15 protein-coding genes and 1 pseudogene are annotated in these 16,169 nt (G+C 69.7%); 6 read left to right on the top strand and 10 right to left on the bottom strand.

Annotated features, from left to right (window positions below; genetic code table 11):
- Nucleotides 1–160 precede the first annotated feature (160 nt).
- Nucleotides 161–499, bottom strand: a pseudogene (locus AB0C28_RS10000) (STAS domain-containing protein); the annotation flags it as partial.
- A 153-nt stretch (nt 500–652) separates the two neighbouring features.
- Between AB0C28_RS10000 and AB0C28_RS09995 the strand changes: the two are divergent.
- Nucleotides 653–1,087: a helix-turn-helix transcriptional regulator gene (locus tag AB0C28_RS09995; protein WP_346108280.1), complete on the top strand. Its 435-nt coding sequence runs from the start codon at nt 653–655 to the stop codon at nt 1,085–1,087.
- A gap of 365 nt (nt 1,088–1,452) precedes the next feature.
- On the opposite strand, the gene AB0C28_RS09990 is transcribed toward AB0C28_RS09995, so the two are convergent.
- The 3 genes from AB0C28_RS09990 to AB0C28_RS09980 all read right to left on the bottom strand — a co-directional run bounded on the left by AB0C28_RS09990 (nt 1,453) and on the right by AB0C28_RS09980 (nt 5,614).
- The gene (locus AB0C28_RS09990; protein ID WP_358073620.1) at nt 1,453–3,243 is read right to left on the bottom strand and encodes a wax ester/triacylglycerol synthase domain-containing protein; all 1,791 of its coding nucleotides are present in this window, start codon (nt 3,241–3,243) and stop codon (nt 1,453–1,455) included.
- Between the two features lie 142 nt (nt 3,244–3,385).
- Complete coding sequence (locus tag AB0C28_RS09985) at nt 3,386–4,432, bottom strand: sulfite oxidase (protein ID WP_358073619.1); 1,047 nt, start codon at nt 4,430–4,432, stop codon at nt 3,386–3,388.
- A 372-nt stretch (nt 4,433–4,804) separates the two neighbouring features.
- A complete protein-coding gene (locus tag AB0C28_RS09980; RefSeq protein WP_358073618.1) occupies nt 4,805–5,614 on the bottom strand; it encodes a hypothetical protein in 810 nt (269 codons plus the stop codon).
- Between the two features lie 420 nt (nt 5,615–6,034).
- Between AB0C28_RS09980 and AB0C28_RS09975 the strand changes: the two genes are divergently transcribed.
- Complete coding sequence (locus tag AB0C28_RS09975; protein ID WP_357845130.1) at nt 6,035–6,460, top strand: DUF1232 domain-containing protein; 426 nt, start codon at nt 6,035–6,037, stop codon at nt 6,458–6,460.
- Nucleotides 6,461–6,581: 121 nt separating this feature from the next.
- On the opposite strand, the gene AB0C28_RS09970 is transcribed toward AB0C28_RS09975, so the two are convergent.
- The 4 genes from AB0C28_RS09970 to AB0C28_RS09955 form a co-directional block, all read right to left on the bottom strand.
- Nucleotides 6,582–7,097, bottom strand: coding sequence for a tryptophan-rich sensory protein (locus AB0C28_RS09970; protein WP_358073617.1), 516 nt, complete (start codon nt 7,095–7,097; stop codon nt 6,582–6,584).
- Nucleotides 7,097–7,585 (bottom strand): MarR family transcriptional regulator, encoded by a 489-nt coding sequence (locus AB0C28_RS09965; protein WP_358073616.1) that lies wholly within the window; start codon nt 7,583–7,585, stop codon nt 7,097–7,099. The genes AB0C28_RS09970 and AB0C28_RS09965 overlap by 1 nt, the downstream gene beginning before the upstream one ends.
- Nucleotides 7,586–7,722: 137 nt before the next feature.
- Nucleotides 7,723–9,402 carry a DNA polymerase/3'-5' exonuclease PolX gene (gene polX / locus AB0C28_RS09960; protein WP_357845139.1) on the bottom strand — a complete coding sequence of 560 codons (1,680 nt, stop codon included), beginning with the start codon at nt 9,400–9,402 and terminating at the stop codon, nt 7,723–7,725.
- Between the two features lie 51 nt (nt 9,403–9,453).
- Complete coding sequence (locus AB0C28_RS09955; protein WP_357845141.1) at nt 9,454–10,422, bottom strand: aldo/keto reductase; 969 nt, start codon at nt 10,420–10,422, stop codon at nt 9,454–9,456.
- A 68-nt stretch (nt 10,423–10,490) separates the two neighbouring features.
- On the opposite strand from AB0C28_RS09955, the gene AB0C28_RS09950 reads away from it, so the two are divergent.
- Entirely contained in the window at nt 10,491–10,979 is a 489-nt protein-coding gene (locus tag AB0C28_RS09950) for a carboxymuconolactone decarboxylase family protein (protein WP_357845144.1), read from the top strand.
- Here AB0C28_RS09950 and AB0C28_RS09945 read toward each other — a convergent pair.
- Both AB0C28_RS09945 and AB0C28_RS09940 read right to left on the bottom strand, forming a co-directional pair.
- Nucleotides 10,948–11,994, bottom strand: a complete 1,047-nt coding sequence (locus AB0C28_RS09945; RefSeq protein WP_357845146.1) for a zinc-dependent alcohol dehydrogenase family protein — start codon at nt 11,992–11,994, stop codon at nt 10,948–10,950. The two genes, AB0C28_RS09950 and AB0C28_RS09945, sit on opposite strands and share 32 nt — an antisense overlap.
- 1 nt (nt 11,995) lies before the next feature.
- Complete coding sequence (locus AB0C28_RS09940) at nt 11,996–12,826, bottom strand: helix-turn-helix transcriptional regulator (RefSeq protein WP_357845149.1); 831 nt, start codon at nt 12,824–12,826, stop codon at nt 11,996–11,998.
- A 102-nt stretch (nt 12,827–12,928) separates the two neighbouring features.
- Here AB0C28_RS09940 and AB0C28_RS09935 point away from each other — a divergent pair, with 102 nt between their 5' ends.
- The 3 genes from AB0C28_RS09935 (at nt 12,929) to AB0C28_RS09925 (ending at nt 16,164) form a co-directional block, all read left to right on the top strand.
- A complete protein-coding gene (locus AB0C28_RS09935; protein ID WP_357845151.1) occupies nt 12,929–13,639 on the top strand; it encodes an SDR family oxidoreductase in 711 nt (236 codons plus the stop codon).
- A 35-nt stretch (nt 13,640–13,674) separates the two neighbouring features.
- The gene (locus AB0C28_RS09930; protein ID WP_358073615.1) at nt 13,675–15,072 is read left to right on the top strand and encodes a glutamate--cysteine ligase; all 1,398 of its coding nucleotides are present in this window, start codon (nt 13,675–13,677) and stop codon (nt 15,070–15,072) included.
- A 105-nt stretch (nt 15,073–15,177) separates the two neighbouring features.
- Nucleotides 15,178–16,164, top strand: a complete 987-nt coding sequence (locus tag AB0C28_RS09925) for a hypothetical protein (protein WP_358073614.1) — start codon at nt 15,178–15,180, stop codon at nt 16,162–16,164.
- The last annotated feature ends 5 nt before the right edge of the window (nt 16,165–16,169 follow it).

The following is a 16,169-nucleotide window of genomic DNA, read 5'->3' as shown; positions in this document are numbered from 1 at the left end:
CATCGCCCGCCATTGAGGGCACGTTGCGGCGACGGCACCAGCGTCGACTGACAAGCCGGGCCGCCGGACGTGGAGGTCAGGCGGCGACGAGGTCGTGCTGACGGCACCACTCGTCGACGCTGCCCGCCTCGCGCTCGGTGACCCGCGTCCAGTGCGCGTCGGCCGCGATCGCCTCCTGCACGGAGCCGTGGGAGGCGAACACCGCCGTGAGCCCGGTGATCTTGAAGATGCGCGAGATGCGGTCCGTGGTCATGACGAGCGCCAGCGACCCCTCGTGCGTACGCAGCCGCTTGAGACCGCCGACGAGGACCCCGAGGCCGGTCGAGTCGAGGAACTCCACCGCGCTGAGATCGGCGACGAGATGCACGACGCCCTTGGCCGCCAGGTCCACCACCTGCTCGCGCAGCTTGGGAGCGGTGAACACGTCGACCTCGCCGGCGATCTTGAGCACGGCGCAGTCGCCGACCGGTCCGACCACCTCGATGACGATGTCCTGCATGTCTCGCCTCACCATCAGTCGTGTCATTGACTACATTGACGGGGAACTCTGTAGATTTACAGTACTGTCGCGAGCACCCTTCCGTCAATGACTGGCTGTCGGTGTCATCGTGCAGAATGACAGGCAGGCGCGAGGGGACGAGGGGACGAGGGGATGCGGGTAGAAGAGGCGATCGGGCGGCAGCTCGCGCGGCTGCGGGCGGAACGCCGGATGTCGCTGACCGAGCTGGGCGAGGCGCTGGGCCGCTACCTGGACAGGCCGTGGAGCCGCCAGGCCGTGCACCAGGCCGAGCGCGGCCAGCGCGCCTTCACGGCGGCCGAGCTGACCGCCCTCGCCCTGGTCCTCGACACCTCGGTCCAGGTGCTGTTCCGCGCCGAGGACGTCGGGATCGAACTGCCCGGCGGCGCCGTCTCCCGCGAGGACTACCGGGGCATCCTGCTGAGCAGAGAGCCGGACATGCCGCTCGACGGGGTCGAGGAGCTGATCATCGCCCTGCACGACATCGGCGAGGTTCTCTCCCGCCCCGCCCTGGCCCGCCTCGCCCGCATCGGCCGCGTAGCCGACCAGGTAGCCGGCCCAGAACACTGACCCTCTCAGGCCGGCACCTCGGCCCGGGAGTTCGGCGAGGCGTGGAAGCCCGTCGAGGCCCGGGAACTCGGCCTGGCTTGGAACTCCGCCTGACATTCTCCCTTCGCCCGAGATCCCGCTCCTGGTGACATCCCGGCCTCGGCCTCATTGCCCAGGACGAGCTCTGGCCGGAACAGGGCGGGGTCGTTCAGCTTGGGAGCGCGAACCCGAGCGAGACGGTCGCTGTGGGCAGAAGGCGTCAGCGGGGAGGCTCCATGGCAAGGCTGTCAGGTGGGAAGTGACGGCGGTGGTGGGGGTGGCCGGGGTGGTCACCCGTGATCCGAGACGCCGGGTTCGCCGCCATACTGCCTTCACCCGCGGGAAACCTAGGCCGGCTGACCGGTCACCAGCGCGACCTCGGCGCCGTCGCGGAACTCATCGTTCACCCGCTCGTCCAGCAGCTCATCGAGCGCCGTACGCAGGTGCGTCAGCAGGCTCCACACGTCGTTCACGCGCTCGGGGCAGGCCACGATGCCGAAGTCGAGCATGCCGTCGTACGAGAAGCAGGTGATGTTGAGGCCGCCGCTCATGTCGGTGAGCACCGACAGCGGGTAGTAGGACAGAACTCTGCCCCCGCACAGATAGAGCGGGAACTGCGGGCCGGGGACGTTGCTGATGATGAGGTTGATCGGCGGGAAGGCCATCCCCGCCAGCCGGAAGATCGCCGGCGTGGCCAGGCTGGTGACCGGGGCGGGCAGCACCGAGCACAGCTCGCTCAGCCAGGTGGCCGGGGCCCGTGCGAACCGTCGCTTGGCCTGGCCCATGGTGTTTCCGACGGCCTGCAGCCGCTCTTTGGCGTCGGCGACGTTCGTGGGCAGGGGCGTCACCATGGTGGAGATCTGGTTGCCGACCAGGTCTTTCGCCTCGGCCCTCCGTACCGCCACCGGCACGGCCACGATCAGCGGCGTCTCGGGCAGCGCGTCCCGCTCGCGCAACCACGAGCGCAGGGCCGACGTGCACAGAGTCATGACGACGTCGTTGACGCTCACGCCGTTGGCCTTGGCGACGTTCTTGACGTCCTTGAGCGACAGCGAGCCGAAGGAGAGGCGGCGGCGGGCGCTGATGGGGCCGTTGAACGGGGTCCGCGGGACCGCGAGGCTGGGCAGGCCGGGACGGTGATGCCCGTCACCGGCGACCACCCGCGCGGCCTTGGCGATCAGCTTCGCGCCGGGGAGACCCGCGGCCACAGGGATGGCGTCCAGATCTTCCGCCACCCTGACAGCCGACTGGAGGGCGCGTACGGGATGGGTCACGCCACGGACGGCGGCTCCGGCCAGCATTCTGATCATCCCCGGCGGGCCGTCCTCGGGAGACGGAGAACCACCCATCGACCCGCCGCCCGTAGTGCCCACCTCGGAGGATGGGCCCGCGAGGACTGCGGGCTCCGCGCCGGCCGGCGACTCGGAGCTGGTGGGACGGGCGCCGGCGGGTGGAGCGGAGTGGCCTGAGGGGTGGATGTCGGCGGGGGGTTCGGCGGCGGTCGGGTGGGTGTCGGTGCGCCGGTCCGCGGGAGAGAGGTCGCTGGGGGGCTGCGGGGAGGGCAGGGTTTGAGAGTTGGCGGGGTGTTGAGTCCGAGGGTGGGCGGGGCGCTGCGGCCGTGGGGTCGTTGTCGTCGTGGGGAGATGTCGGCGGGTGAGGTGGCCGTCGGGGGTCAGGTCGAGGAGGGTAGCGAGGGTCTCGGCGCCGGAGACGCCGTCGATGGCGGCATGGTGCACCTTCGTGTAGACGGCTACCTTGCCGTCCGTCAGGCCGGTGATCAGGTGCATCTCCCACAGCGGATGCGCACGATCGAGCCGGCGGGCGTGGAGCTCGGCCACGGTCTCGGCGAGCTGCCAGTCGTCTCCGGGCTCGGGCAGCCTGGTTTCGAACAGGTGGTTGGCGAGGTCGAAGTCGGGATCGGCCGCCCAGTACGGGTGGTCGAGCCCCAGGGGCACCTCCACCAGGCGCAGGCTGAGCGCGGGGGAGAGGTGGAGGCGGTCCAGCAGCAGCTCCGCCAGGGCGGCTTTGTTGACCGAGCCGTCAGCCGAGTCGAGCAGCGCGAGACCGGCCACGTGCGCGGCGGTCGTGGTCGTCTCGACATTGAGGAACTGGGCGTCGAGTGCGGTCAGCTGGCGCATCGGCTCTCCTTTTCCCTTGATGTGGGCAGCCTCACACAAGGGGATTTCCGGAAGGTTTCTGCGCGAGTCTTTCAGATGAATTCAGGTGCGCCGAACCGGCCTTTCGTGAATCGCCAGCTCAGCCCGGATGGGTGACAATTTCCTATCCATTGACGACATGAATGGGATGTTGGACGACGGCGTCGAAGTGGTAGCCGAAGGGATGGCGCGGGATGGTGAGGGGCTGGGTGGCGCCGGTCTCGTCAGTGGCGCGCGCCATGAGCAGTCGCGTGCCCGTACGCTGCGGAGCCCATTCGACGTGCCACGGGAGCCATGCGCTGACCAGGTGTTGTCCGTGGTGCTCCGCCTGACGCCAGGTCAGTCCGCCGTCGAGGCTGACCTCCACGCGTACGATCCGGCCGCGTCCCGACCAGGAGCGGCCGCGCACGACGCGCGGGCTCCCGATGGGCAGGCGCGCATTCCATTCGAGCTCGAATGCGCTCTTCGCCGGCTGGGTGGTGACGTCCGGGTAAAAGACCGTGTTCCATGGCGTGAAGAGCTCTGTTGTTGAAACTTCTATGTCGCCGAGCCATTTTATCGACGCTATTCCCACCCATCCCGGCACCACCAGTCGCACCGGAAATCCATGATCGGGCGGCAGCGGTTCGCCGTTCATCTCATAGGCGACGAGCACGTCGTCCATGGCCTTGTCGAGGGGGAGCGGCCTGCGTACGTGGCCGTGGTCCTCGAACGGCGCGTCGAGCCCGGTGGGCAGCACGTCGACCGCGCCGGGCAGCACGCCCACCTCGTCGAGGAGGTGGCGCAGCGGGACGCCCCGCCACCGGGCGACCCCGATCGCGCCGAGCCCCCACTGGGTGCCGGGTGCTCCGTCGTGCTGCTGGGTCCGGTAGAAGCGCCGCCCGTTGCCCGCACACTCGATCGCCACGTCGTACGTACGGGACGGCAACGCCCGCAGTTCTTCGTAGCTGAACGCGCGCGGACGGCGCACGCCGGCCCCGTGGACGTTCAGTCGCCAGGTGGTGGCGTCGATGAGCGGGGTGAAGGTGTGATTGCGCACGAAGAACCGGTCGTTCGGGGTGTGGTACCCCAGCCCCGCCATCGACTCCCAGCGCATCTCCGCGCTGTTGCCGTGGACCCTGAACAGGTGGTCGGGCAGCGGTTTGATGATCGCCGCCGTGGCTTGCTTCATGAGAGCATCACCTCGTTATACCTATTTCCTACCTGGAAACCATTTAATCTCCTCACCCTGCGTGCTGGCGACCCCATTGCCGAAACCTGTCTCAGCTGTACGGGAACGTTCCAGTAGCCGTCCGAGCCGTCCCGCAGCCTCTACCCGGCTCCGGGCCCGGGCCAACCCAGCGACTCCTGGTCTGAGGCAATGCGGTGGCTCCTGGCCCCGAGCCAAATCCGGCGGCTCTGGGCCCGAGGCAACCCGGTGGCTCCGGGGCTGAGGCATCCCCGTGGCTCCGGGAGCTAACCCGGTGGTTCCCGGTGTGAGGCAACCCGGTGCTGCGGGCCCGAGTCAACGCGGCGCTGCGGGTTCGAACTCACCCGGTCATGGTCACCCGAGTCGGGCCGGGTTGGCGGATAACGGGAACGGGTGGCCGGCGTTGAGGTCGTCGATCAGTGTGAGGAGGCCGGTGCGGCCGTTGTTGGCTGCTAGCCAGCGGCTCACCTGGCAGGCGGATTTCGCATACGTCATCACGTCCTTGGACGCGGCGTTCAGCCACTCGTCGAGTGTTTGAGGGAGCGGAGCCGACGGTGACACCAAGCAGCGGTCGGAGGTCGTCTGCGGAGCCGTCTGCAGAGCCGTCTCCGGGGCTGTCTTCAGGGCCGTTTCTGAGGCTGGCTTCGGGGCGAGGTAGCGGGGGTCGTCGGCGACCACCACCGCGAGGCCCTCGTCGAACCACTGCGGGACTTCGGCTCCGGACGTTAGACAGGTGTGCAGCTCGACGTGGGACATCTCGTGCGCGGCGATCACCGGGTCGATGCCCTTGGGGGAGAGCAGTACCGATCGGTTGAGCACCGCTATGCCGCGCTCCCCGCCGCCGCCGATGCGCTTGTAGCAGCTCTCGGTCAGGCAGGCGAGCACGGTGGGGGAGCTGCGCCGGGTGCCGTAGAAGTCGGCGACGAGGCGGCGGGCCTGCTGGACCGTCTGTCTCACCTGCGCCTGCTGCGCGCCGGACAGGCCGTCTTCGGTGTAGACGGACTCCTCCAGCTCCGTCAGGCCGTAGCAGCCGGGGCAGAACGTCGAAGCCAGGGACGGGAAGGCCAGGGCCACCCCGGCGACGGCGGCCACGAGCAGCGCTGCCAGAATCGCGAGCAGCCGCGCCCACAGCTTGCGCGACTTCATCCGTAGGGGCCGGTGCATCTTGCTCGGGATCTCCTTGGGTGAGGGTGGGTGGTGGGAACACTTTTTCGTATGGTGAGGCCGGGCGCATCAGCCCACGGGTTGTCATGCTGACGGTTGAGAGGGCGGCTGTGCCTGCTTCTGGGGTCCTGCTTCCAGGGCTCTGCTCGACAGGGTCCTGCTCGACGGGGTCCTGCGCGACGTCAGGCCGCCGTCGGACGTGCCGGTCGGACGTGCCCGTCGGTCGGGGCTGTGGGACGTGCCCGTCGGGCGGGCCCATCGGGCGGGGCTGTCGGACGAGGGCCGTCTCTGCGAGGTTGGACGCAGGTTGCCGGACGAGGTTGGACGGGGGACCAGGACGCGGGGTTGCCGGGCGAGGGCGGATGATGTGTCGGACCAGGCCGGATGGGTGGCGGATGGGTGTGCCGGACGAGGAGGAACGTGACCGGGACGTGGTGGTGGGACCTGGTGATCGGTGCGGCGGTCGCGGTGCTCGCGACATGGGCGGTGCTGGTGGTCGCGCTCGTCGTCGTGCGGCCCCGTGGCGGTCTGTTGCGGGAGTCGCTGCGGCTTCTGCCCGACATGTTGCGACTCGTCCGGCGGCTGGCCGCAGACCGGTCCCTTCCTCGGGGTGTACGGGTCCGGCTGTGGCTGCTGCTGGCCTACCTCGCCTTTCCGATTGACCTGATCCCCGACTTCATCCCCGTCCTCGGGTACGCCGACGACGCCATCGTGGTCGCCGCCGTGCTGCGGTCGGTCGTACGGAAGGCGGGGCCGGCGGTGGTGGAGCGCCATTGGCCGGGGAGTGCGGACGGGCTCGCGGTCTTGGTGCGACTCACGGGCCTGCACAAACGCCGCCTCCCGTGACGGCGTCGGCCGCACGGCACGTCGCCGTCGGAGCCGCCCTCGCCCTCGCCTCCATCGCCCCCGGCGAGCACGGTGCCTGCAGCGCCGCCACGGCTTCGGCGAACAAGGACTCCGGGGCCCGTTATGCGGAGAAGAGGCCGGCGATTGCCGCTATCTTGATGGCCAGCGTGATCGGCATCCAGATCAGCCAGGGCAGCAGCCAGCGAGCCGCAGAGGCCGAGTAGCGGAAGAACACCACCACGGTGGCTGCGGCGAGCAGGAGGCCGGTCGCGTCGGTGACGGCGATGGAGCGCAGGCTGTCGGCCAGCCAGAAGAGGTTGGTCTGCAGATAGCCGGCGATCAGCACGGTCAGGGGTACGGTGACGTCGCTTCCGCGTGGTGCCCGGCGCCAGAGCTGCCAGGCCGCGATCCCCATGCCGGCTTTGATCACGAGCCAGACCACTATGAAGACCCACGCGGGCACGGGGACCTGGGTCATCCCGAGATCGGTGGCGACCTCGGGGTTGAGCGTGAAGGCGAGTGCGCCGGGAATCTGCCCGATGAGCACGGGAACGAGGACGAAGAGCAGCCCGACCGGCCAGAAACGCGTGTGAGCCGCGCCTGGCTCGTGGGTGCGGGCGTCGGTCGAAGCGTTCATCAGGGTTCCTTCCGGCTGCCGGTGGCCGCGCCGCCGGCGAGCTTGGCGAGCAGGACGTGCAGGGTCTGCCGTTCCTCAGGCGTCAGCGGGCCGAAGAATTCGCCCGAGATGCGTTCGCTGACCTGTTCGGCGTCGCGGATCTTCCGCACGCCCGCCGGCAGAAGGTGCACCTCCACGGCACGCCGATCGCGCGGGTGGGGACGCCGCTCTGCCAGGCCCATGGCCTCCAGTTCGTTGACCAGCGTCACCATCACGGGTTTGAACACACTCAGCCGCTCACTGAGTCGCGACTGGACCAGCGGGCCGCTCTGGAGCTGCGTCAGCACACCGAGGTGAAGCGCCTTGAGCCCTATCTCGGCCAGCGCCTCCTCGTACTGCTCACCGGCTCTGGCGGCGACCCACGACAGCAGGAAACCGGTCGAGCGCGCCAGCTCCTCAGGAGGACCCTCGCCCCTGTCCCCGCCGAACGCCTTATCGTTAAATTTCATAACGTTATGGAGATTAACGGTATTTGGGGCGCAACGTCAACGGCCGCGTGAAGACATGGCGGCCGGGCAAGGGCGACGTGCGGCGCCGCAGCGCCTTCGGACGGCGATGTTCGGCCGGCGGTGGAGAGGCCGGTACGTCAGCGGCCGAGGAAGGCCAGCAGCCGCTCCAGCGGCCAGGTGTTGATCACATCGTCCGTTGTCAGCCAGGCCCGCTGCGCGATCCCCACCCCGAAGCGCTGGTTGGCCAGGTGCGGGATCGCGTGCGAGTCGCTGTCGATCGAGAACTTCACCCCATGGTGCTTGGCCAGCCGCACCAGGTCGGCGGGCAGGTCGGAGCGGTCGGGGTAGGAGTCGATCTCCATGGCGGTGCCGGTCCTGGCGGCGGCGCGGAAGACGGCCTCCCAGTCGGCGTCCACCGGCTCGCGCTTGCCGATCTTGCGGGTCGTGGGGTGGCCGATGATGTCGACGTACGGATTCTCGCAGGCGGCGATGAAGCGGCGGGTCATCTCGTCGCGCGGCATGCCGAAGTGGGAGTGGACCGAGGCCACGCAGACGTCGAACTCCCGCAGGATCTCGCCCGGCCAGTCGACCGAGCCGTCGGGGGCGATGTTGAGCTCGCTGCCGTGCAGCAGCCGCATGCCGGGATAGCGGGCCTGCAGCTCGGCCACCCTGGCCCGCTGCTCCAGCGCCTTGTCCAGGGTCATCCGCTGCATGGCCAGGTCGGGAGCGTGGTCGGTGACCGCGTAGTAGGAGTAGCCGCGGGCGGCGCCGGCCGAGACCATGTCCTCCAGCGAGGCGATGCCGTCGGTCAGGTCGGTGTGGGTGTGCAGGTCGCCCTTGAGGTCGCCCAGCTCGACCAGCACGGGCAGCTCGCCGGCCAGCGCCGCCTTGACCTCGCCGCCGTCCTCGCGCATCGGCGGCGGCACGAACCGCATGCCGAGCGCCTCGTAGATGTCCTCCTCGGACTCGGCGGCGATCACCCGGTCGCCCTCGAAGAGCCCGTACTCGGACAGCTTCCAGCCCTTCTTGACCGCCATCTCCCTGATGGCGACGTTGTGCTCCTTGGAGCCGGTGAAGTACTGCATCGCCGCGCCCCACGAACCGGCGGGCACCACGCGCAGGTCGACCTGCATGCCGGACGTGGTGCGGATCGAGGTCTTCTTGTCGCCGGAGGCGATGACCTCGGCGACGTAGGGCTGGGCGCGGAAGTCGTCCATGATGGACTCGGGCGCCACGGCGAGGATGTCGATGTCGCCGATCGTGTCCTTCATCCGCCGCAGCGAGCCCGCGTAGGCGATGCGCTCGGCCTTCAGCGACCCCATCACCTGCTCGGCCAGGGACATGGCGACGCCGATGTGGACCCGGCGGCCCGACTGCTCCAGCTGCTCGATGCCCTTGAGCAGGTTGGCCAGGGTCTTCGGGCCGAGGCCCTTGACCCCGTCGAGGCGGCCGGAGGTGATCGCCTCGCTCAGCGCCGCGGTCGAGTCGATGCCGTAGTCCTCGAACAGCATGATCGCCGTCTTGGGGCCGAGCGAGGGCACCCTGGTCAGCCGCCGCACGCCGTCGGGCACGCGGCCGCGCAGGTCGTCGAGCTGGCGGAAGCTCCCGCGCTGCAGGAACTCCTCCATCTTCTTGGCGATCGCCTCGCCCACGCCGGGCACGCCGCGCACGTCGACGACCGAGATGTCGTCGGGGAACCCGGCGATCGCCTTGGCCGCCTTCTGATAGCTCCGCACCCGGAAGGCGTCGCCGCCGCAGAGCGCGAACAGCTCCGCGTATTCCTGCAGCGCCGCCGCCGCCTCCTCATTTGCCCGCATGACCCATACCTTAGGGGCCCGGTCCGACAAATAATCCCTGACGGGCCCGGGTCAGAAGCGCACCTCGCGCGCCCGGTACGGCGCCTCCAGGAAGGAGATCTCCTCCTGCGACAGCGACACCGAAACGGCCGCCACCGCGTCGTCCACGTGCCGTTCCTTCGTCGCCCCCACGATCGGCGCCGTGATGCCGGGCCGGTGCAGCACCCAGGCCAGCGCGATCTGTGCGGCGGGCAGCGCCCGGTCTGCGGCCACCTTGGCGACGCGGTCGACGATCTGCTGATCGTTCTCCGGGTCGTACAGGTAGTCGATGCGCCCGTCGGACCCCGTCCTGGTCGTCGCGGCGGGGGAGCCCGCCCTGGCCAGCACGCCGCGCGCCAGCGGGCTCCACGGGATCACGCCCACGCCCTGGTCGGCGCAGAGCGGCAGCATCTCGCGCTCCTCCTCGCGGTAGAGCAGGTTGTAGTGGGGCTGCATCGAGACGAACCTGGTCCAGCCGTTGACCTGCGCCACGTGCTGCGCCTTGGCGAACTGCCAGCCCCACATGCTCGAAGCGCCCAGGTAGCGGGCCTTGCCGGCCCTGACCACGTCGTGCAGCGCTTCCATGGTCTCCTCGATGGGCGTCTCGTCGTCCCAGCGGTGGATCTGGTAGAGGTCCACGTAGTCGGTGCCGAGCCGCTTGAGCGAGGCGTCGATGGCGGCGTGGATGTGCTTGCGTGACAGCCCGCGGTCGTTGGCGCCGCGGCCCATCGGGAAGTACACCTTGGTGGCCAGCACGTAGTCCTCGCGGCGCGGGAAGACCTCGCGCAGCATCTCGCCGGTCACGACCTCGCTCGCGCCCGCGCTGTAGACGTCGGCGGTGTCGAAGAACGTCACGCCGGCCTCGGCCGCCCTGCGGACGAGGGGCTCGGCGTCCTGCCGAGGCAGCGCCCAGTCCTGTTTCGCGGGGTCGCCGTAGCTCATCATGCCGAGGCAGATCCGCGAGACCTTCAAACCTGTGTCACCGAGTCGCGTGTAGTCCATGGTGCACACTTTATGAGGATGAATCCGGCGGCTGGCCGGGGGCGTCCGCTCGGGAGATGCTGGCGACCATGAAGCCTCGCGTACGGCCCCTTCCCCCCGGGGAACGGGACGACTTCACGAAGTCCAGCCCGTACAACGTGTTCGCCACCCTGGCCAGGCACCCGCTCCTGTACGAACCCTGGCGGCGTTTCGACGCCGCGCTCCAGGACGGCACGCTGCCCGACCGCGACCGCGAGCTGGCCACCCTGCGCACGGCTCACCACTCCGGCAGCGAGTACGAGTGGAACCGCCACTCCCGGCGGGCCAGGGAAAAGGGCCTGTCGGCCCTGGAGATCGAGCTGGTACGCAGGCCCGACGCCCTGTGGTCGGTCGAGGACCAGCTCGTCCTCCAGGTGGCCGACGACCTGCACTACGCCGGCGACCTGACCGACGCGACGTGGGCGGCGCTGTGCGACCGCTACGACGAGGCGGGCCGGATCGAGCTGGTGCTGCTCGTGGCCCATCACACCGCGCTGGCGCTGGTGGTCAGGACGCTCCGGGTGCGCTCCGAGGAGTGATCATCGTGACGCCCGGCACCGAGCCGATCGAGGCGAGCGCCTTACCGGCGTCGGCGAGCCCGATCGTGCGGGTGATGAGCTGGTCGGGGTGGAGGATCCCGGCCCTGATCATCTCCAGCATGGGCGGGTACGCGTGCGCGGCCATGCCATGGCTGCCCAGCAGCCGCAGCTCGTGGCCGATCACCCGTTCCATCGGCACCGGCGTCGCACCGCCCGGCAGCAGCCCGACCTGGACGTGACGCCCCCGGCGGCGCAGGCTCTCGACGGAGGCCGCGCAGGTCTGCGGACTGCCCAGCGCGTCGATCGACACGTGGGCCCCACCCCTGGTCAGCTCTCTGACCTGGGCGGCGGCGTCTCCGGCCGAGCCGTTGACGAAGTGGGTGGCGCCGGCCAGCTCGGCCAGGTGCAGCGCGTCGGTGCTGATGTCGACCGCGACCACCCGCGCGCCTGCCGCCGTGGCGATCATGACGGCCGACAGGCCCACGCCGCCGCACCCGTGCACGGCCACCCATTCGCCGGGACGCACCTCGCCCACCTGCGCCACGGCGCGGAAGGCGGTGGCGAAGCGGCAGCCGAGCCCGGCGGCGGTGGCGTACGCCATGTCCTCGGGGACGGCGATCAGGTTGACGTCGGCGTGGTCGATGGCGACGTAGTCGGCGAAGGAGCCCCAGTGGGTGAAGCCGGGCTGCGTCTGCCGCTCGCAGACCTGCTGCTCGCCGGTGGCGCAGGAGGGGCAGGTGCCGCAGGCGCAGATGAACGGTACGGTCACGCGCGCCCCCGGCAGCCAGCCGCGCACGTCGGAGCCGACCGCCTCGACCACACCGGCCAGCTCGTGCCCGGGAACGTGCGGCAGGACCTTGATGTCGGAGTCGTGGCCCTGCCAGCCGTGCCAGTCGGACCGGCACAGGCCGGTCGCCTCGACCCTGATCACCGCCCCGTGCGGGGACGGGGAAGGATCGGGCAGCTCGCGCACGTCGAGCTCTCCACCGAAGATGTCAAAGGCAACCGCTCGCATCTCATGAGCTTAGAGTCAATTGCCGCAGCTCGCGCAAGGCCCGGTGCGACGGCGAGCCGGGTTCGGTGGTGTAGAGGATGAGACGCAGGTCGTCGCGGTCGGGCACGAGCATGACCTGGCAGATCGTGTCGATGACGCCGACCGCCGGATGGATGATCTGCTTGCGCTGTTCGCGGCGGATCTCCACGTCGTGCTGGGCCCACAGCTCGGCGAACTCAGGGCTGAGCGCGTGCATCTCGGCCACGAGCGCCTGGAGCTCGCGGTCGCCGGGGTAGCGGCCGGCGGAGACGCGCAGGTCGGCGACCGAGGCGCGGGCGAAGCGGCCCTTCTCCTCGTCGCTGAGGTGCTCGGCGATCTGGGGGGACAGGAAGACCCAGCGGATCACGTTGAGCTGCTCGGGCGGCAGGGCGTTCAGTCCGCCCATGAGGGCGCCGGCCACGGGGTTCCAGGCGCGGATGTCGCCGCGGGCGTTCACGACGTACGCGGGCACCTCCTCCAGGAACGTGATCAGGTGCAGCACGCTCGCCGGCACGTCATCCCTGATGCGCGCGGGCTCGAGCGGCTGGCCCGCCAGGTGGAACAGGTGCGTGCGCTCGTCCTGGCTCAGCAGCAGCGCCCTGGCCAGCGCGCCGAGCACCTGCCGCGAGGGGTGCGGGCCCCTGGCCTGCTCCAGGCGGATGTAGTAGTCGATCGACATGCCCGCGAGCTGCGCGACCTCCTGCCGGCGCAGGCCGGGCGTGCGGCGGCGGTCCCCGCACGGCAGCCCCACGTCGGTGGGAGTGACGCGGGCACGCCGGGCGCGCAGGAATTCGGCCAGTTCGTCGCGGTTCATGGCTCCATCCTCCGCGATGGGACGGCGGCGAGGGTGGCACCGTTGATACCAGCCTCCCCAGGTCTCTCCTCATACTGCCCTGACCTGGGCGAACGTGGAGACATGACGAAAATCGCCCTCATCACGGGTGCCAACAAGGGAATCGGATACGAGACCGCGCGGCTGCTGGCCGGGCAGGGCGTCACCGCCGTCGTGGCGGCGCGCGACGAGGAACGTGGACGGGCCGCGGCCGGGCGGCTCGGGCTGCCGTTCGTCCAGCTCGACGTGACCGACGAGGCGAGCGTGACCGCCGCCGCGAAGTGGGTCGAGGCCGAGTACGGCCGGCTCGACATCCTGGTCAACAACGCCGGCATCACCGGCGGGATGACCGCGCTCCAGCCCAGCGCCCTCACGACCGCGCAGGTCAAGGAGGTCTACGAGACGAACGTGTTCGGCGTCGTCACCGTGACCAACGCCATGCTGCCGCTGCTGCGCCGGTCCGCGTCCGGCCGGATCGTGAACCTGTCGAGCGAGCTCGGCTCGCTGGCCGTCGCGGTGGACCCGGCCACCCCCTTCCGTTCGTTCAACCATCTGCCCTACAACTCCTCGAAGACCGCGCTCAACATGATCACCGTCTGCTACGCCAAGGAGCTGGAGGACACCCCGATCAAGGTGAACGCCGTGTCCCCCGGCTTCTGCGCCACCGACCTGAACGAGAACACGGGCGTGCTCACGCCGGAGCAGGGCGCGGAGGTCGTCGTACGGTTCGCGACCCTCGACACGGACGGACCCACCGGGACCTACATGTACGAGGACGGCGTGATCGCCTGGTGATGTGTCATGAACGGGAAAAAGGACAGAGGGGGGTGATGGGAAGAGATCTGGATAAGGAGCGTTTTACCGAGGCGGAGTACGCCCGCTTCGCGGACCGCATCCACGAGCAGCTCGGGGTGCTGCGCGAACTGCTCGACACCCCGGGTTTCGGCCAGGGGCCGACCACGATCGGCGCCGAGCTCGAACTGTTCCTGGTCGACGAGGAGGGCCGGCCCCTGCCGCGCAACAGCCAGGTGCGCGAGGCCGTCGGTGACCCCCGCGTCGTGCTGGAGCTGGGCCGCTTCAACATCGAGGTGAACCTGACTCCCATACCCCTGGCGGGCAGGCCCTTCGAGACGCTGAGCGGCGAGGTGCAGGAGACGATCGCCAAGGTGGACGCGGCGGTGGCGGGCGGGGGAGCGGTGCCCATCGGCATCCTGCCCACGCTCGACACCGAGGACTTCACGCGGGGCGCGATGAGCGACCAGAACCGCTACCGGGCCATGAGCAGGGGTGTCAGGCGGCTGCGGCTGGAGCCGTTCCTGGTCAAGATCGAGGATCTGGAGCTGTCGGTCGAGGACGTGATCCTCGAAAGCGCCAACACCTCGTGGCAGGTGCACGTACGCACGCCTCCTGAGCGTTTCGCCCGGATGTTCAACGCCGCGCAGCTGGCCATCGGGCCGGTGCTGGCGGCGTGCGGCAACTCGCCGTTCTTCCTGGGCAGGACGTTGTGGGAGGAGACGCGGATCGCGCTGATGGAGGAGGCCGCCGACGACCGTGACGTGCAGCGGCGCGAGCGCAGGGACGGGCGGGTGACGTTCGGCTCCGACTGGGTGTACGAGGGCGCCCACGAGTTGTTCGAACGCTATGTGAAGGACTACGACCCGATCCTGCCCGACCTCACCGAGGACGCGCTGCCGCACGAGGTGCCGGAGCTCCGGCTGCACCAGGGCACGATCTGGCAGTGGAACCGCCCCGTCTACGACCCCGCCGACAGCGGCCACCTGCGGATCGAGATGCGGGCGCTGCCCGCGGGGCCCTCGTGCGCGGACATGGCGGCGAACACGGCCTTCCTGCTGGGGCTGACGTTGTCGCAGGCGGAGCGGGACCTGACCGGCTACCAGTTCGCGCAGGCGTACCAGAACTTCTATCGCGCGGCCATGCACGGACTGGACGCCAAGCTGGCCTGGCCCGGCAGGGAGGGCGAGTTCGACGCGGGGGAGCTGGTGCTGTCGCTGCTGCCCGAGGCGCGGGAAGGGCTGCTCGGAGCCGGGGTGACGCCGGGCGACGCGGACCGGGCGCTGGGCGTGATCGCGCAGCGCACCCGGACGCGGCGGACCGGGTCGGTCTGGCAGCGGGAGACGCTGGAACGGTTCGGCGGCGACCGCGGGCGGCTCGTGCGGCGCTATCGGGAGCTGGCTCTGACAGGTACTCCTGTGCATTTGTGGAAGTGATCGTAAACCTTGGTCGCCCTTTTTCCGTCAGACTGGTCAAGAGACGGAAAAGGTGAGGAAGATATGGCGGCATCGGGCATGGTTCCTACCGATAAGTCAGCTTTTGTGCTGAATCGGGCGACAGGCGACCTGGCGGATGGGGCGGCCAAGCTGGCGAGCGACATCGGGAGCACCTCCGTCGAAGCGGTGCTCGCGGCGGCCAACCGGGCGATGAGACGCAAGGGCGCGAGCGCGACGATGGGTTCGATGAACCCCAGGCCGGCCGAGTGGTACTCCTTCGACGACGGCGACCAGCAGACCGCCGACTGGTACCCCCAGGGCCTGACCGGCAGCGACGACTCCGGCGGGATGGGGGTGCCGTCGTTCCTGGTGAGCTGGTACTTCAAGCCGGAGGCCGGCGAACGCGGCATCAGGCTGTCGTTCGTCAGCCCGCGCACGCTCAAGTACCGGCACGCGCTGCTGGTGCAGGCCAAGCCGGACGGGGCGTACGGGCCGATCGACATCCACGCGGGCGGCATCGCCTGCCACGGCGACCTGCTCTACGTCGCCGACACCGTACGCGGCCTGCGCGTCTTCGACCTGAACAACGTGCTCGACCTGCGTACCGTCCAGAACGACCTGGGCGACCCCCAGCGCGTCGGCAGGCACGGAGGCAAGCTGCACGCCTTCGGCTACCGCTACGTCATCCCCCAGACCGACTTCTGGAAGGTCGCGCAGGCCGGGCCGCGCTTCTCGTTCGTCTCCATCGACCGCAGCGGCGCCACCCCGCGCCTCATCAGCGGCGAATACCGGGAGAACGACCCCGGCGGCTGGGTGGGGCGCTGGGACCTCGACCTGGCGGGCGGCGCGCCGGTCGACGCCTTCGTCATGGGACATCCCAAGATCCAGGGAGCCACGTCGCGGGGCGGAAAGTGGTACCTGAGCCAGGCGGCCAACGCCACCACCAACGGCAAACTGCTCGTCTACGAGGGCCAGACCCTGCGCACCAGGCCGTTCCCGATCGGTCCGGAAGACCTGGCCGTGCAGGAGGGCAAGTTGTGGAGCGTCACCGAGTTCAGGAACAAGCGCACGATCTTCGGCGTCAGCCTCTGAAGGCT

Origin of the sequence: Nonomuraea sp. NPDC048892, from assembly GCF_040649735.1 — a bacterium.
GTDB lineage: Bacteria > Actinomycetota > Actinomycetes > Streptosporangiales > Streptosporangiaceae > Nonomuraea > Nonomuraea maheshkhaliensis.
This window is presented reverse-complemented; position numbering and strand designations above follow the sequence as displayed.

Coding starts and splice junctions, on each gene's coding strand:
- AB0C28_RS09945 (WP_357845146.1), bottom strand. CDS start 11,994: ATGCGAGCGGTTGCCTTTGACATCTTCGGTGGAGAGCTCGACGTGCGC.
- AB0C28_RS09990 (WP_358073620.1), bottom strand. CDS start 3,243: ATGCGCCAGCTGACCGCACTCGACGCCCAGTTCCTCAATGTCGAGACG.
- AB0C28_RS09965 (WP_358073616.1), bottom strand. CDS start 7,585: ATGAAATTTAACGATAAGGCGTTCGGCGGGGACAGGGGCGAGGGTCCT.
- AB0C28_RS09985 (WP_358073619.1), bottom strand. CDS start 4,432: ATGAAGCAAGCCACGGCGGCGATCATCAAACCGCTGCCCGACCACCTG.
- AB0C28_RS09930 (WP_358073615.1), top strand. CDS start 13,675: ATGGGAAGAGATCTGGATAAGGAGCGTTTTACCGAGGCGGAGTACGCC.
- AB0C28_RS09980 (WP_358073618.1), bottom strand. CDS start 5,614: ATGCACCGGCCCCTACGGATGAAGTCGCGCAAGCTGTGGGCGCGGCTG.
- AB0C28_RS09995 (WP_346108280.1), top strand. CDS start 653: ATGCGGGTAGAAGAGGCGATCGGGCGGCAGCTCGCGCGGCTGCGGGCG.
- AB0C28_RS09935 (WP_357845151.1), top strand. CDS start 12,929: ATGACGAAAATCGCCCTCATCACGGGTGCCAACAAGGGAATCGGATAC.
- AB0C28_RS09955 (WP_357845141.1), bottom strand. CDS start 10,422: ATGGACTACACGCGACTCGGTGACACAGGTTTGAAGGTCTCGCGGATC.
- AB0C28_RS09970 (WP_358073617.1), bottom strand. CDS start 7,097: ATGAACGCTTCGACCGACGCCCGCACCCACGAGCCAGGCGCGGCTCAC.
- AB0C28_RS09940 (WP_357845149.1), bottom strand. CDS start 12,826: ATGAACCGCGACGAACTGGCCGAATTCCTGCGCGCCCGGCGTGCCCGC.
- AB0C28_RS09950 (WP_357845144.1), top strand. CDS start 10,491: ATGAAGCCTCGCGTACGGCCCCTTCCCCCCGGGGAACGGGACGACTTC.
- polX (WP_357845139.1), bottom strand. CDS start 9,402: ATGCGGGCAAATGAGGAGGCGGCGGCGGCGCTGCAGGAATACGCGGAG.